The sequence below is a fragment of the uncultured Anaerococcus sp. genome (genome assembly GCF_947253225.1).
Lineage (GTDB): Bacteria > Bacillota > Clostridia > Tissierellales > Peptoniphilaceae > Anaerococcus.
Genome location: NZ_CAMXYR010000006.1, coordinates 35,638 through 51,332 on the forward strand (window position 1 = coordinate 35,638; position 15,695 = coordinate 51,332).

At 35.0% G+C, this 15,695-nt stretch carries 9 protein-coding genes and 1 pseudogene; 2 read left to right on the forward strand and 8 right to left on the reverse strand.

The window, feature by feature from the left end; genetic code table 11:
- Positions 1 to 128 precede the first annotated feature (128 nt).
- Positions 129 to 1,004, reverse strand: a complete 876-nt coding sequence (locus tag Q0W95_RS01705) for a LysR family transcriptional regulator (protein ID WP_297789141.1) — start codon at positions 1,002 to 1,004, stop codon at positions 129 to 131.
- 107 nt (positions 1,005 to 1,111) lie between these two features.
- Between Q0W95_RS01705 and Q0W95_RS01710 the strand changes: the two genes are divergently transcribed.
- A complete protein-coding gene (locus Q0W95_RS01710; protein ID WP_297789144.1) occupies positions 1,112 to 2,146 on the forward strand; it encodes a putative sulfate exporter family transporter in 1,035 nt (344 codons plus the stop codon).
- A 168-nt stretch (positions 2,147 to 2,314) separates the two neighbouring features.
- Here the strand turns inward: Q0W95_RS01710 and Q0W95_RS01715 are convergent, their stop codons facing one another.
- Genes Q0W95_RS01715 through Q0W95_RS01735 form a run of 5 tightly spaced genes read right to left on the reverse strand, consistent with a single transcriptional unit; the run spans position 2,315 to position 9,313 of the window.
- Positions 2,315 to 2,923, reverse strand: coding sequence for a sortase (locus Q0W95_RS01715; protein WP_297789147.1), 609 nt, complete (start codon positions 2,921 to 2,923; stop codon positions 2,315 to 2,317).
- Entirely contained in the window at positions 2,916 to 5,978 is a 3,063-nt protein-coding gene (locus Q0W95_RS01720) for a VWA domain-containing protein (RefSeq protein ID WP_297789150.1), read from the reverse strand. The genes Q0W95_RS01715 and Q0W95_RS01720 overlap by 8 nt, the downstream gene beginning before the upstream one ends.
- A complete protein-coding gene (locus tag Q0W95_RS01725; protein WP_297789153.1) occupies positions 5,975 to 6,937 on the reverse strand; it encodes a Cna B-type domain-containing protein in 963 nt (320 codons plus the stop codon). The genes Q0W95_RS01720 and Q0W95_RS01725 overlap by 4 nt, the downstream gene beginning before the upstream one ends.
- A 34-nt stretch (positions 6,938 to 6,971) precedes the next feature.
- Positions 6,972 to 7,811, reverse strand: coding sequence for a class C sortase (locus Q0W95_RS01730; RefSeq protein WP_297789157.1), 840 nt, complete (start codon positions 7,809 to 7,811; stop codon positions 6,972 to 6,974).
- Between the two features lie 38 nt (positions 7,812 to 7,849).
- Positions 7,850 to 9,313 carry a SpaH/EbpB family LPXTG-anchored major pilin gene (locus tag Q0W95_RS01735; protein WP_297789160.1) on the reverse strand — a complete coding sequence of 488 codons (1,464 nt, stop codon included), beginning with the start codon at positions 9,311 to 9,313 and terminating at the stop codon, positions 7,850 to 7,852.
- Between the two features lie 311 nt (positions 9,314 to 9,624).
- On the opposite strand from Q0W95_RS01735, the gene Q0W95_RS01740 reads away from it, so the two are divergent.
- A complete protein-coding gene (locus Q0W95_RS01740) occupies positions 9,625 to 11,169 on the forward strand; it encodes a helix-turn-helix domain-containing protein (protein WP_297789163.1) in 1,545 nt (514 codons plus the stop codon).
- Positions 11,170 to 11,292: 123 nt separating this feature from the next.
- Here Q0W95_RS01740 and mgtA read toward each other — a convergent pair whose 3' ends face one another.
- Positions 11,293 to 13,833 (reverse strand): magnesium-translocating P-type ATPase, encoded by a 2,541-nt coding sequence (gene mgtA, locus Q0W95_RS01745; protein ID WP_297789166.1) that lies wholly within the window; start codon positions 13,831 to 13,833, stop codon positions 11,293 to 11,295.
- A 548-nt stretch (positions 13,834 to 14,381) separates the two neighbouring features.
- Positions 14,382 to 15,695 (reverse strand): annotated as a pseudogene (locus Q0W95_RS01750) (hypothetical protein); the annotation flags it as partial.

Genomic DNA, 15,695 nt, shown 5'->3' on the forward strand with positions numbered 1-15,695 from the left:
CTTCTCCTTATAGTTCTTTTAGTTTTTTATTTTATTATATCATATGAAGCTAGGAGAGGGCAGGTAAAAAGCAGGCTTCATATCTTTATCACCTGCTTTGTTTCTTTCTAAGATTTTCTTACAAGCTCCTAGTAGAGGGCCTCGGCTATTTGCAAGTAGGAGTCTTTAAATATGGAATTTTTGCTTACAACTAGGGAGAAGTCGTGGACTAGGTTGAAGTCGTCTAGGTCGACTAGCCTTATATCGCCCGCTTCTAGGTCCTTTTTTACGCATGATTCAAAAAGAAAGCTTATCCCACAGTCTGCCTTGACTAGGTCAACTATGGCATGCATATTGTTTATTTCGATAATATTGGTAAAGTCCTTGATGTCAATATTGTCCATGTTGAGGAAGTTGTTGAGGATGGCAAGGGTGCCAGAGCCTTCTTCCCTTATGATTATTCTTTCGTCTAGCAAGTCGGTTAGCTTTTCGATAGGCTTGGCAAAGTGGTGATTCTTGTGGCATATGCAGACCACCCTATCGCTTTTATATTTTTGGATGTAGTATTCCTTGCTTGTCAAAAATCCTTCGATGATTGCAAGGTCAATCTTGCCCTTGTCAATATCTCTTAGGATTTCGTCGGTGTTCTCGTAGTAGATATGAAAATCGCAGTAGGCTTTGGCCTTAATTAGTCCTATGACTTTGTCCAAAATCAGAAATTCGCCCACAGACCTAGTAAAGCCTAGGGAAATTTTTTCGCCCTTGGGCTTTTTTTTGCCAACTAGCCTCATAAGCCTTTGCTCATCATTTGCCATAGAGATTAGGGCAGATTTGAGGATTTGCCCTTGGTCGGTCAGGCACAAGGCCCTCTTTTTCCTACAAAAAAGCTTGCAATTGTAGTAATTTTCTAAATATTTGATGTGCATGGATATGGCAGGTTGGGTTAGGTTGAGGCTTTCTGCCGCCTTTGTAAAGTTCATAAACTTGCACACTTCCAAAAAACTTTCTATTCTAAAGTCTAGCATTTCTTCCTCCTTTTTTTATCATAACAAATTATTATTGTATAGTAAACATTTATAATTTTACTTTATATCTATCCCTTGATATAATAGACAAAGCGAAAGGAGCATTTATGACAAAATCTATAGAAAAATACCTTAGAGGACTCATACTCTGCCTTATAATTGCAACAATTTCCCAATACATAGGCAAAAAAGTCCCCCTAGTTGGCCCAGCAGTTTTTGCCATCCTTATCGGTATGGCTTTGGGTCAAGTTATTAAAGAGAAGAAAGCCTATATGGCTGGAGTGAGGTTTACTTCAAAGAAAATCCTTCAATATGCAGTAATCCTCCTCGGATTTGGTCTTGACCTTGGTCTAGTTTTAAAGACAGGTAAGGAATCTCTTCCAATCATCCTATCAACCATATCAACTTCCCTAATTATAGCCTACCTCGCCTACAAGTCTGGACTTATTAAGGGCAAGATTGCAACCCTTGTAGGAGTTGGCTCATCCATATGTGGAGGTTCTGCCATAGCAGCAGCTGCCCCTGTTATTGACGCTGATGAAGATGAGATTGCTCAAGCTATTTCAGTAATTTTCTTTTTCAATATCCTAGCTGCCATCTTATTCCCAAGCCTAGGTCGTATGATTGGTTTTTCTACAACCGATGGCCACGCCTTTGGTATATTTGCAGGATCAGCAGTCAATGACACCTCATCAGTTACAGCTTGTGCCTCAACCTGGGATACTATCTTTAATCTGGGCAGTCAAACACTTGATAAGGCTGTAACAGTGAAGTTGACAAGAACCCTTGCCATAATCCCAATATGTTTGGGTCTTGCCTTTATCAGAATGAAAAATGCTGAGGAAGAAGCTAACAATAAAATTTCAATCAAGCAAATCTTCCCTTTCTTTATAATCTATTTTGTCCTTGCAAGTTTGATTACAACTATTGCCCTTGCCAAGGGAGTTGACCTTGAGTTTTTCAAACCTTTCAAGGACCTATCCAAGTTTTTCATTGTAATGGCCATGGCTGCCATAGGTTTTAATAGTGATATAGTCAAACTTCTAAAATCAGGAGCTAGACCTCTCGCTCTTGGTGGCTTGTGTTTTGTCGCAATCACATCTATAACCCTCATCCTCGAAAAAGTTCTTGGAATTTTGTAGGCTACTTAAAGCCAAAGAATAATCGAATACTAAAACACCCTCCTAGCTGGTAAAGCCTTTAGGAGGGTGTTTTTATTGAGGGTATTTATAAACTAATAGTCTAATTTTTTTTATGGTTTAGCTTACTTCTAAGCTTTCAATATATGCCCCCTTTTTCCTTTGGATTGTCTAAGAAGATATTTGGGGCAGAGTTTGCCTTTGTCTTTTGCAACGGACAACCACCCTCTCTCTTCCACCTAGGGTACAAGTGAATAAGCTTAGGTCCCGATTTCCTTCCACAAGGTCACTTGCTTGCTCTGGCCTAAGTTTTCCTACATCTTCGACCTCATAGATAAAGTGATTGTCGTTCATATCTACAAATTCAACCTTATCGCCTTTATCAAGCCTATGAAGATTTCCAAAGTGAGCCTTATAGTTATGGGCAAGGATTATCATGTTATTTTCATATACACTTCCCCTGTATCTTGCTGGAGATATCCTAATCAAGGGATAAGACCATTCACTAAGGATGGGCAAGTCTAGGGAAAGTCTTTCAATTCTAAGATAGCCTATATAGGCTAGGCCATTAATATTTCTTGTGGGCATCTCCATCTTTGGATTTTCAATATACTTATTTTGAGAACAAGGGTTTTTGCAAACTTTTTCTTTAAGTTCTGTTACTATTTTTTGCGTCCTTACTTTCGCCTTATAATCTTCTCTAAGATTGTGGGTCAAAAAGAAAAAGGCTAAAAAGATGCAAGCTCCTCCAAAATAAAAATATATATTCTTCCTAAACATTTCTTTTTTTCCTGATTAGAGCAAAGCCTGCTCCTAGAAAGACTATTCCGCCTACTGCTTTTATTATCTTAGTTCCCTCGCCACCTGTTGTTGGAAGTTCACGACTTGGTGGGGCTTTTACTTGGACAACTGGATGAGGGAAGGATTTTTCTCCTCCCTTATAGTAAACTACAGAATTCTTATTGGCAGAAAATCCTGACTTGCCCGAACTTGTATCATTTCCCTTGTAGTCTGTATCCATATCTCCTTTTGCGTCATAACCATTCTTTTGGTAGTCCTCTTGGGCTTTCTTGTTAGTTTTGATATTATAAGAAAGAACATATTTTGTATTTCCTTCTAATTTATAATTAGGATTAAAGGTCAAAACAACTTTTTTATTAGACTTGTCATAGACCAAGCTATTGATACATCTATTAGAACCATCTCCATTTTGCAAAGTTTCATTACCATTTTCCCAAAGAATTGTTTCTTCCCCTGTATCTTTATTGACTTTAACAACTTTAAAGTCTGCCTTATCGGCTAAAAGCTCAACTCTATCACTTAAGGGATCTTCTATCCTTACCTCTGTTACAGCAGCCTCAATAGCATATTTTAATTTAGAGACTAGCTCTCCTGTATTGCTTTTAACTCCAATATAAGATCCTTTTCCCTTGTCTGCCATGTATTTGAGAACTTCTGGACTTTTTGATTCTGAGAGGCTATCTTCATTTATATCTTCAGATACCCCCACAGCGTGGGTGATTAGATTTGGATGTCTCCTATAAAAGCCATCCAAAAATTCTTTAGTATAAATTTTTGAGTTTCTAACAGTTTTCGAACTGTTACGACCATCCTCACGACGGTTACCATCACTGTCAATCCAAAAAGTTGGGACCCCATCGCTAATAAAAATCATAACTTGCCTTCTACCTTTTTGTTCTTCAGATTTTCTTAACAATTCTTCTGCCATCATAAGACCCGCTTGGTAGTTTGTCCCCCTATGTTCAGCCTTAAAATCGAAATCTATTTTACTATCAAGGCTATGGGACCAACCTTTAATAGTTTTCGCATCTTCATGGTAAGTATATCCGTCTTCTCTTTTTGTATTTTCATTTCTTGTGTATCCATTGAAATATAGGAAGGCAACCCTATTTTGATCATTTTGCTTCAAGAAATTTTCAACTAAGTCAGTATTATTTATCATCCCAAGCATGGCATCCTTACGACTCATAGCTTCACCATTCCAGCTCATGTCTTCTTTTTTCATACTGGAAGAGCCATCTAATACAAATAACAAATCTACAGCTTCGTTTTTCTTGAGTCTTTCTCCTTCAACATCAAGATACAATCTATAAATATCTTCTAGTTGATTTTTATACTTTTGATCTTCTTGAATATCCGTATCCTGATTTTTAACATTATCACCGAGATAATCAATTTGCTCATGGACTGTAATTTTTGGTTTTAGCGTGTCTGGAACTTCTGGGACTTCTGGTTCTTCAGGTTCATTGTGCTCTTTGGTATTTGTGATATAGTATATATCCGACTCATGTTTGTAATGATTGTCGGTTGATTTTTTAATATTACTCTTATAGCCTTTGACCTTGACCTCAGAGATACTATAGGTAAAATTGTAGATTTCTTTTATTTTAAAATCTTCTGGAATATCTTCAGGAAAAGCCCCTCCTGCATCTTCTATTAAGTGATTCTTATCATCCCTATAGTAATCTTCGATGATCCTCTCTTGCGAATGTTCGTCTGGAATATCCTTAAATCTTCCTTTCCAATCAATGGATTCAGAAAGTTCAATAGAATCTGTGTAGAGATTTTTTATTTCTATGTCCCTTGTTTTTTTTCGCCCCCTATGATTATAATATCTAATCCTAACTGTATAATTCTTAAAAAGCTTCACCTCTATAGGGTCATGAGCCTCATTCCCGCCTTTCCATGATTTAATTACTTTTATATCCTTGTAATGATCATGGTGACTGGAATGAGATTTAGCAACCCTCGCTGATCTAAGAAAACTAGACCTAGCCACATTTTCTTTTTTTGTATCTTTGGCAGGGACATCATCCTTATATGCTATAGCTTCAAGCGACCTAGCCTTTGGCTTATCTTTTTGTAAGAATAAAGCAAAGTTGTCTTCTTCAGACGTGTTTTTAACAGCAAACCTTAGTAAGGGCGCCTCATTTTCTTCATTATCTTTTTTGATTTTGATAAGTAGTCTTATTTTTTTATTTTCTGGATTTTTGTTTGTTAATGTTAAGTGTCTTAGCTTTTCGTCTTCATCAAAGCTTTCATCCTTTATTGTAAGAGACTCATCTTCAAGGGAATATGAGCCCTTAATCCTCCTTAATTCTTCTAGGAGACTTTGAATTTCTTCTATATTATCTTCTTTTTCATTTTCTCCAAGATAAACTTCTAGCCTGCTTAGGATATCTTGTATCCTATCAATTTCTTCTTCTGTAAATAAGTTTTTAACTACTTCTAGCTTCTCATTAGCATACAAATTTATCTCATCAATTCTTTTATCATCCCTAGCCTCTAAAACTAAGTCTTGATAGCCCTTGTATTTTTCATTTTTATTAGCTACTAAATTTGTGTACTCGTTTTCATTCTTAGCTTTAATAATTTTTAGCTTCTTATCCTCGCCCTGGTCTTCTGATTTAGATGTTTTTTCTCCTTCATCCTCTTTTTCAATCAAATTATAGGATTTATTAGCAAGGATAGCTTTATACTTGTCTATGAGCTTCACATCTTCTTTGGACAAAGACGCTTTTTCTGTATCTTCTAGATTTTCATTAGAAGGATTATCCTCATTTTCACTTTCTCCATTATAGATATTAGGGTCACTTTGATTAGAATCTAGTTGATTTGACGCCAAGAGCAAGTTATTGTTCAAATGATTCTTCCTTAATAGACTTTGGCTTACACATTTTTTCATACTAGCATGATTATAGGCTTTGGGAAAGACACTTTCATTACAAGCTTTTGCCAGTGCGAATGGAGAATTAGAAACTAGCATTACTAACGCCAAAAATATACTAAAAATTTTTGATATTCTTTTTTTCATTCCTTAGTTCTCCTTCCTTTTTCTTTGATATATCCTATTACAATACTAATAATCCCCATGCCCGATAGAAAATATACAGGCCACCATAATTGTCCAGTTTGTGGTAGCATAGGCGGTTTTTTAGGAGGATTGTCTGGTGGAGTATAAGGAGGGGTGTAAATATTTGTAATAACAAAGCTATTCTCGTAATTTTTAACTTTTACTTGGTATCTTTTTCTATCGACATTTTTCTCAACCACTGTCCAAGAGATGCTAGAATCAAGGTTCTTCCAAACATAAGTCCAATTATTATCTTTGTTTAGCTTTACACTCTCTTTTGATTTTCCATTGCCCAATAGTTCCACTTCTATAAAGCTTGGCCTTTTGTTTTCATAACCATTATCATCCCAAACTTTCAAAACATCTAGGTCTATTTTTTTTCTAAGAAGCTTTTCCTTGCTAAATTTAGGGTATGCGGTTGATTTGTCGAGATATTTGCCAGTTTCCTCATCCCTTTCTGGAAGTAAAACAAAAAACGGATTAGTTATATACTTGTAGGACTTGGTAAATAAATCTTCTCCAACAATAAGATATAGACCCTTCGTTACTTTCACATTCAATAAGCCCTTATCGTCTGTTTTTCCCTTGTAAAATGCTTTAATCTTGTCTTTTTTTATATAGCCTTTTAGGGTATTGGCATATTCATTCCACTTTATTTCGTTAGCTTGCCCATCTCCTATAGGATATTTCCTAAAGTCTTCACTCAAGCTTATATTGTTGTTTTTATCAATATTTCCTATTTTGTATATACTAAATTCAGCATCCTTTATGCCATAACTTCCATCAGTATAAGATATTGTAAAATCTATTTGTTCTGGAGAATTAATATTATTACTTGCGTAAATATTTTGAAAATTAGAAATAAAGCTAAATAGCAATACAAAAAGACAAACTAGCTTGCTTTTATTTAGTTTATTCATTTATTCCTCCTCCATTTCATAAGTATGCTTATCGCTATTTTTCTTTTAAGCTTTTCTCTTTTCTAAGATCTATGATGTCTTTTATCATAGAAAGGATGATTATAATAATCGAAGCAAATATTGAAACTAGTTTTATCATAGTTAGGAACATATTTTTCTTAACTTCTTCTTTGGCCTCTCTTCCCTTTGAGCTTTGTGGTGGATTGATTCTCTCTCCCCTAACTAGTAACCTATGAGTATTGATTCCATAAGGCGTACATGTGAACAAAGTTACATAATCTTTTCCTTCAAAAACCTTTAGGGGTTCTACATTTTTAGGCAGAACCGTTTCCTTATTTATTACCTGATAATATAGGTCTTCGCCAAGAATTGACACAATAAATTGATCTCCGACTTCTAGCTTGTGCAAATCTGTAAAAAGTTTTGCACTTGGCAAACCACAATGAGTTGACAAGGCTGCATGAGTTGACGCTCCACCAAGGGGCAAGGATGTACCAGGTAAGTGACCCACCCCCTTTTGGATGACTCCTTCATTTACCCCATGATAGATGGGAAGGTAGACACCGATTTTTTCAATTTTTAGGTAGCCCATCATCCCATCATTAAATGGATTCAAATTTTCTTTGTAATCTTTAACTAGATTCGGATAATAAATAGCATCTTTTTCTTCAAAAATCTTTCGATTGTATAAATTAGCCTCATCTTTGATTTTTTGAATGTCAATCTTGGCAAATTCATCTAAAGACTTTTCGTAATTTATAATCCCCCTGCTTTGGGTAAAATTATTTACATAATCACTTACATTAGGGTAGAAAAAAATAATGAAGCCTATTACAAGTAAAATTTTCAGAAAAATAGCTTTCTTTTTCTCCATAATCAATCTATGGGAAGGATCTTAATTCCTCCTCACCATTACCTTTCTTGCAATTTAATTTTTCCTCTAATAAGGCTAAATCCTGCATAAAGAATAACTAGTCCACCAACCAAGGCGAATAACTTAGTTCCTGCTCCACCCACTTTAGGTAGTTGGGTACCTGAACTGTTCTCTACATCGGATGTTGCTTGCATATTCACTTCTGTGTCTGCTTCACTAGATCCATCTTTCAAGACAACTTCCACTTCTTCAGTAAGTAGGTTGTATCCGTCTGGTGCCTTTGTTTCTTTTAATTTATAAGTTCCAGCCTTTATTCCTGTAAATTCTAGTTCACCCTTATTATCTGATGTTAAAACTGTTGCTTGTCCTAATTCATCAACCCATGTAACTTTCTTTTCATTATTTGTAGTATCTAGCTTGTAGAATTTTCCTTCAGAGTTTTTAAGAACAAATTGTGCACCCTCAAGTTTTTTCTCCTTATCGCCTTTTGCATACTTCAAAACTTTGATTTTTCCTGAATATACTTTCACCTTTTCATCAGGAGTATTATCTTTTTTGCTTTCATCTTTAGGATCATTAGAAAATTCCAAATGAGCCTTATTTTCTTGGCCTTGATTACCTAGATCAAAGTCCTTGTTTACCTTTGTATCGTAAGTAAGCTTTATTTCTTGACCAACTATAGCAGAACTTTTTTTCACAAGCTCTAATATATTGAATGTAACACTTAAATCCTGACCACTTACAGCCTTTGTAATATTTGCTGTATTATCAACTCCACCAATTGTAACTTTGATGCTATTTTCGTCAATACTTAGACCCTTTGGAAGGCTATCTTTTAAAACATATTCATACTTCTTATAGCCAGTTGGATCTGGAACTTTTCCTGTAATTGTGAAGCTTACTTTCTCTCCATAGTCTGCAGATTTTTTATCAGCTTCCTTTTTGATTGTTGGATAAATTCCCTTTACCTTAACTTCACCATCAGGCTTAGTAGATGTTAAAGAAACGATAGAACTTTGACCCGTGGCAGCTTCAGATGCTCCTTCTGGATGAACTAAATAATAACCAAGAGGCAAATTAGAAAATACTAATGATGCTCCAGTTGCAGTTTTGACATCTATTTTAGTCTTGTTAGGCATCTGTCCCATAGCAGTTTTTGCAAATTTTGCCACATTATCCTCAGTAATGTTTATATACTTAACCTTCCCATTTACTACAATAGGATTAAGACTGTTACTTTCATTATTTTGATCAACTATAAACTCTTTACCATTTCCTTCAGTGAAAAAATCATTCCATTCATCTGCTATAGTATAAGATACATTGTCATCTTTGTAAGTTAAGTCAAATATCTTATAAATTCCATAAGTCTTATCCTTAGTTGTTCCATTAACAGTTATCGAACCATTGCCTGTTGCGAAAGCGTTATTTATTCCCATACTTGTCAACAAAAGAACAAGGGCAAGTATCATTTGAAATATTTTTTGAATCCTATTTTTCATATATCCTCCTTAAAATTTATTTTTATACTAATCTTCTTAAAACATTTCATTTCTTAATAGCCTTAACTCGTATTGCCATTAACATATATCTTCTTCATAACTTCCTCCTAATTGATAAGTTCGAAAATTAATTGTCTATGTCCTGTATTATAAAACATTTGAGAAATTCAGTCATTTTTTTATATATATTTCTTTTTTACCTTAAAAAGTTAGTTTTTTAATTGCTTTTTTAATCAAATTATGTGATAACGATTATGTGTATCATTCGATAGTGATTGTATGTATCACTTAATAGTTTTTGGAGTTATATTATGTTAGTAAATGGACAAGATAAAAAAATGATGAATTTGATGACTCACTTATATAGATATAACAATGAGTGGTTAAATATTAGAAATCTTATGCATTATTTAGGGGTTTCCAGAAAAACATTATATTCCTACCTAAACAACTTAGAGCTCATATTTTCAGATCTAGTAGACTTTAATTATTGCGGATCAATGATAAAGTCAAGCTTTGATTCTAAATTTGGACTTCTAACAATGCAGAGAACTTTTCTAAATAAGTCTTTAATTGTAAATATATTAAAACTTACATTTTTCCAAAAAGATATTAATAAACTAGACCTTGCTATAGACCTTAACGTGAGCGAAACTTCGATATACAGAAGCGTAAAATTTTTAAACGACTCTTTGGAAGGTGTCTATAAGCTAAACTATTCTTACTCATCCCTACAATTTGTCGGTCAAGAAGAAGAAATAAGAAAATTCTTTATTAATTTCTTTATAGAAACAAACCCCTACCCTAACAACTGGATTTTTGATGACTCATTAGATCAGGAGTCTGTAAAAATCATAATCCGTAATTTGGCACCATATATCAATGGGAAGATGTATTACGCACATTTTGAATACATTAAAATAGGTTTAGCTGTATCAATTATAAGATTAAGACATGGACATGAGTTAGAAACAGAGGAAAAAAATGCCAAACTACTCAAAATAGTTAGAGATTTTTCTAAAAATAAAGATATAAGCAAATTTCTTGAAAAGGAATTCCCACACTCAGAAGACAAAGTAGAAGATATTTTGTACCAAATCTTAGCCTACTTTTTTACCGACGACTTCTTATTCTTTATAGAAAAACCAGAAGAGATTTTTCTTGCTTGCTCTGATTCAAATAAGCTCTATAAATTTTATGACAAAAGCATAACTTATTTAATCAACAAGTATAAGCTAACTGTAAGGGACAAAAAAGGACTCTATAGGTTGATATTCACCTACTTTAAATTCAAGATATCTAAAGTTGAAGGAGTTGACTTCTTTGTAGACCATTCAGAATACTTTTTAAATTATGTAAAGTTCTTCAATGTAGACTTCCACAATGATTTAGCACGAATATTAAAAGACTACTTGGATATATTTCATCCAAAGTCTAATTATAAATTAAGGGACTTACTTTATACAACCTACACCCTTTGGCCTGACCTAATACCCCAACTAATAAAAACATCCATGAGACCCAAGGCCTTAATAATAAGCCACGACGACCATTACTATACAAAATCCCTAGAAAATATAGTAAATCTTTGGTTTGAAAATGTAATGGATGTCCATACCTTGGATGAATGTGAAATTGATTTTGAAAAAATAAAAGACTCAGCCTACGACATCATAATAGCAGATTTTGTAATAAAAGATGATTTGGGCGATAAGATTATCTTTTCTTTTGAGCAATTGCCTCTCATAGATGAGATTTCAGACCTAGTCTTTAAAATTCAACATAAAAATATAGAAAATATAATAAAAAAATATCCCGAAGAATTTGAAGGATTTAGGAGAATATTGGGCTATTGAAGGCGAAAGTAGTCTAGCTTTTAAGGCTTTAACTTTATTTTCATATCCCTAAACCACTAGCACACTAAAAGACCCCAGCCTAAGACTGAGGTCTTTATTATTTTTAATTTTGTTACTTTAAGTCTAGCTAGAAGTAGTTCTCGAAAAGGAGTTATTTTTGTAGAATCTCTTCTTAATTATTTCCGCAAATAAGGCGTAGACAATGGATATGGCAAGCATTGAGGTAAGGACCTTAACAGGTAGGACCCTTAAGCCTAGGTAGGAGTTTATAGGACTGTAGATAATCCCAACCAAGCACAAGCTTACACATATTATGGATAGAATTAGCTTCTTACTAGCCTTGCTTTTCATCACTGGTCTTGCAGTTCTTACTATTAACATAACTACCATAGCAGAGATTACGGATTCAAGCATCCAAGCCGTTTGAAAAAGTTTCTCATCCGCCTTAAAAATAACCATCATCACAAAGAAGGTAACATAGTCAAAAAGAGAAGACGTTATGCCAAAAACTATCATAAATTTTTTGATAAATTTCATATCCCATTTAACTGGACTCTTAAGCCAAGCTTCATCTACAGAGTCTGATGCGATTTGCAAGGAAGGAAAGTCTGTAAATAAGTTAGTAAGGAGAATTTGCTTTGGGAGGAGGGGCAAAAACTTTAGGAACAGGCTCGCCCCTGCCATAGAAAACATATTGCCAAAATTGGCACTAGTTGCCACAAATATATACTTCAAAGTATTGATGAAGGTTCTCCTGCCTTCTTTTATTCCAGAAAGCAAAACTTTCAAGCTATTTTGCAAAAGGACAATGGAGGCAGCATCTTTGGCTGTATCAGCGGCTGTGTCGACTGATATGCCAACATCGGCTTCTTTGATAGCAGGTGCATCATTTATCCCATCGCCCATATAGCCAACAATCTCGCCAGCTTCTTTGTAGGCTCTGATTATTTTTTCCTTTTGGTTGGGACTTATTTCAGCAAAAATATCAATATCCAAAACCTTTTTGTTTAGTTGGCTTAGAGAATAGGAGCTTAAATCTTCACCAACCAAGATTTTATCAGGATCAAGACCTATTTGACCTCCAATATTTTTGGCAATTTCTTGATTGTCCCCTGTTATCATCTTTAGGGATACTCCAAGGCTATTCATTTGCTCTATAACTTCTTTTACATCTTCCTTCAAGGGGTCTATAAAGAGCAAGAAGCCCTTAAAAATCATATCGCAAGCCTTTTTATCATCAAAATTAGAAGCCTCGCTCAAATCTTTATAGCAAAGACCCAAAACCCTGTAGCCCTGACTTGAAAAATCATCAAATATGTCAAATATTTGCCTTCTAATCTCTTCAATGTTTCCAAGACAACCATCAGGCTTTTCATAAGACTTACATATCTTTACAATACTTTCAAAGGCACCCTTGCTAACCATCAAGGTTTTTCCTGAAAATTCAGAGTCAGTCTTTGCTATTACACTCAAGATTTTATTTTCAAAAGAATAAGGGATTTCCAAAATTTTCTCATAGGCAGAAAAATCATCTTTATTAGCACTCAAAATAGCCTCATCAATTGGATTGGCATAACCTTCTTGAAAATATGAATTAATAGTCGCAAGCTTTTGCAAAAGTTCTGATTCTTCTGCCCTCCAATCTAGGGTCTTATCAAGCTTGACCTTACCCTTGGTAATTGTTCCAGTCTTATCAGAGCACATAATGGTCATAGAACCAAAATTCTCTATTGCATTTAATTTTTTAACTATAACCCCTTGCCCAGACATTCTCTTGGCGCCTTTCGACAAATTTACACTAATTATAGCTGGCAACATTTGAGGAGTTAAGCCTACAGAAAGAGCCAAGGCAAACATAAAAGATTCTAGGAAAGGCTTATGCAAGGCAATATTAAAAATAAATATCAAGCCGATTAGGATACTTGTAACACGAACAATCAAATTACCAAAATCCCTAATCCCCTTCTCAAAATCCGTATCAGCATCCTTTTGGCTAAGGGATGAAGTTATATTGCCAAACTCAGAATCCTTTGCCAGATTAACCACAACTGCCCTAGCCGACCCGCTAATAACATGGGTGCCCATCCAAAGGGAATTTTTTCTTTGGGAAAGACTGGTCTTGGCAGGTATTTTTGCTGGAACCTTTTCAACAGGGAAAGTCTCACCCGTAAGGCTTGACTCATCAGTAGTAAGAGCATTGCCAGAAATAAGCAAGCAATCAGCAGGTATCATATCGCCTGTTTTAACCCTAATGATATCCCCAAGAGTCAAGCTAGAATTATCAATTTCTTGAAAAGAGCCATCCCTTAAAACACAAGAAGTAACACTTACCGAAGAAAGGAGCTTTTTTACAGCATCCTTAGCCCTACTTTCGTGCAGATCACTTAGAATCGAAGAAATCATAATGATAATCAAGATAATAATGCCATCTGAATAATCCTTCATAAAAATCGACAACACAGCTGCAAAAATCAAAATCATAGTTATGGGACTCTTAAATTGAGACAAAAAAATCATAAAATTAGACCTAGATTTCTTTTGACTAAAAACATTCTTCCCATAAGTTTCAATTCTTTGGTAGGCTTCCCTAGTCGATAAACCATCATCACTTGTCTTCAATTGCTTAAAAACATCATCCTTATCATATGCCCAAAAATCTTTCATAAAAGCCTCCTAGTCCCTTTAATATATACCATAAAAAAATAAAAAGCAATAAAGAAACTAAGCTGACCCCACAAAGTTTTACCTAATGCCAGAGTTAGAACTAAACTAGCGCTGGTATTTCTTTAATTTTGAATTCTGGACTATATTTTGCCATTAAAAAACTGACCTTCTTTAGTTAGTTTTTTGGTCTAACTTTTGGGGGTCAGTTCAACATTTGAGTCGGTTTTAGATTAGATCCTCATGTCGCTACGATCCTCAAGATGACAAGGTGTTACATAGCTCATTTGGACAACTTCATTAAGGATGACAATGGCACTAACTTCGCTATTATCTCAGGACGCATTGCCCTAGTTATTCCTAGCCCTCCCCAAACTTGTCATTGCGAACGAAGTGAGGATGAATCTGACTAGTAAATCTCGAAGTCAAACAAAACTAAGACATCAAGGCCATAGCCTCACACCAAGACAATTCTTCCTTATATCCAATTTCCTACATCCAAAAGCCCGAGCATATGCCCGGGCTCTGTCTTCATAATATTCTTTCAAATATTATCTATCATCATCTTTTTTTCTTTTGCTTGCAAATAATCCGCCTACAGCTGTTACTAATGTTGCCATAACTACTGTCAATGACTCAACTCCTGTCTTAACATTCTTATTAGCATCTTTAGCATTAATCTTACTCTTATCTTTGCCAACAGAAGGTACTTTTACAGAGTTACCTCCCTTAGCTTTTTCAAATATTAGCTCGCTATTAGCTATGTGGTTAGATGAGCCGTCAGCATATTTCAATACTGCATTTCCTTTTGCGTCAACTTTTACGTCTGCTGCCTTTGGATTTGCCTTCATAAGCTTGTCAGCTACTTCTCTTCTTTCCTCATCTGTTAGATTATTCTTATCAACTACGCCTGTCTTTTCGCTTGGTAGTGTAGCTGGATTCTTATCAGCATCTGTGCTTTCACTTGGCTTAGAACCATTATTCTTTTCAACTACAGTATCACTGCCTTGGATAGTATTCTTTGTTCCGTCTGGGTAGATTAGAGTAGCATTTCCTATAGCGTCAACACTTACGTCTATTGCCTTTGGATTTGCTTTCTTAACTTCTTCTTTTACCTTTTCTTTTTCTTTATCAGTAAGATTTTTAGAATTTTCCACCTCAGTAAGAGTAGGTTTTTTAGCTGGATTCTTCTCGGCATCTGTTTGACCCTCACCAGCTTTTCCTTTAACAGTTTCAGATCCTGAAATTGTACCAATTACTTTGCCATCTTTATCTGTTACAGTTACTGTTCCGTCATCTGCTACAGTTACTTTTGCATCTTTTGGTAAATCTTTGTTTGCATCTTTAACTGCTTTTTCTACAGCAGCTTTTTCTTCGTCTGTTAACTTAGATGGGTCTTTTACTGCAACTGGTTCTGCTGGTGCTACGATTGCGTCAGCTTTCTTAACAGTTTGTGCTGGTGTTAATTTACCAAGTTCTTTGCCATCTTTATCTGTTACAGTTACTGTTCCGTCATCTGCTACAGTTACTTTTGCATCTTTTGGTAAATCTTTGTTTGCATCTTTAACTGCTTTTTCTACAGCAGCTTTTTCTTCGTCTGTTAACTTAGATGGGTCTTTTACTGCAACTGGTTCTGCTGGTGCTACGATTGCGTCAGCTTTCTTAACAGTTTGTGCTGGTGTTAATTTACCAAGTTCTTTGCCATCTTTATCTGTTACAGTTACTGTTCCGTCATCTGCTACAGTTACTTTTGCATCTTTTGGTAAATCTTTGTTTGCATCTTTAACTGCTTTTTCTACAGCAGCTTTTTCTTCGTCTGTTAACTTAGATGGGTCTTTTACTGCAACTGGTTCTGCTGGTGCTAC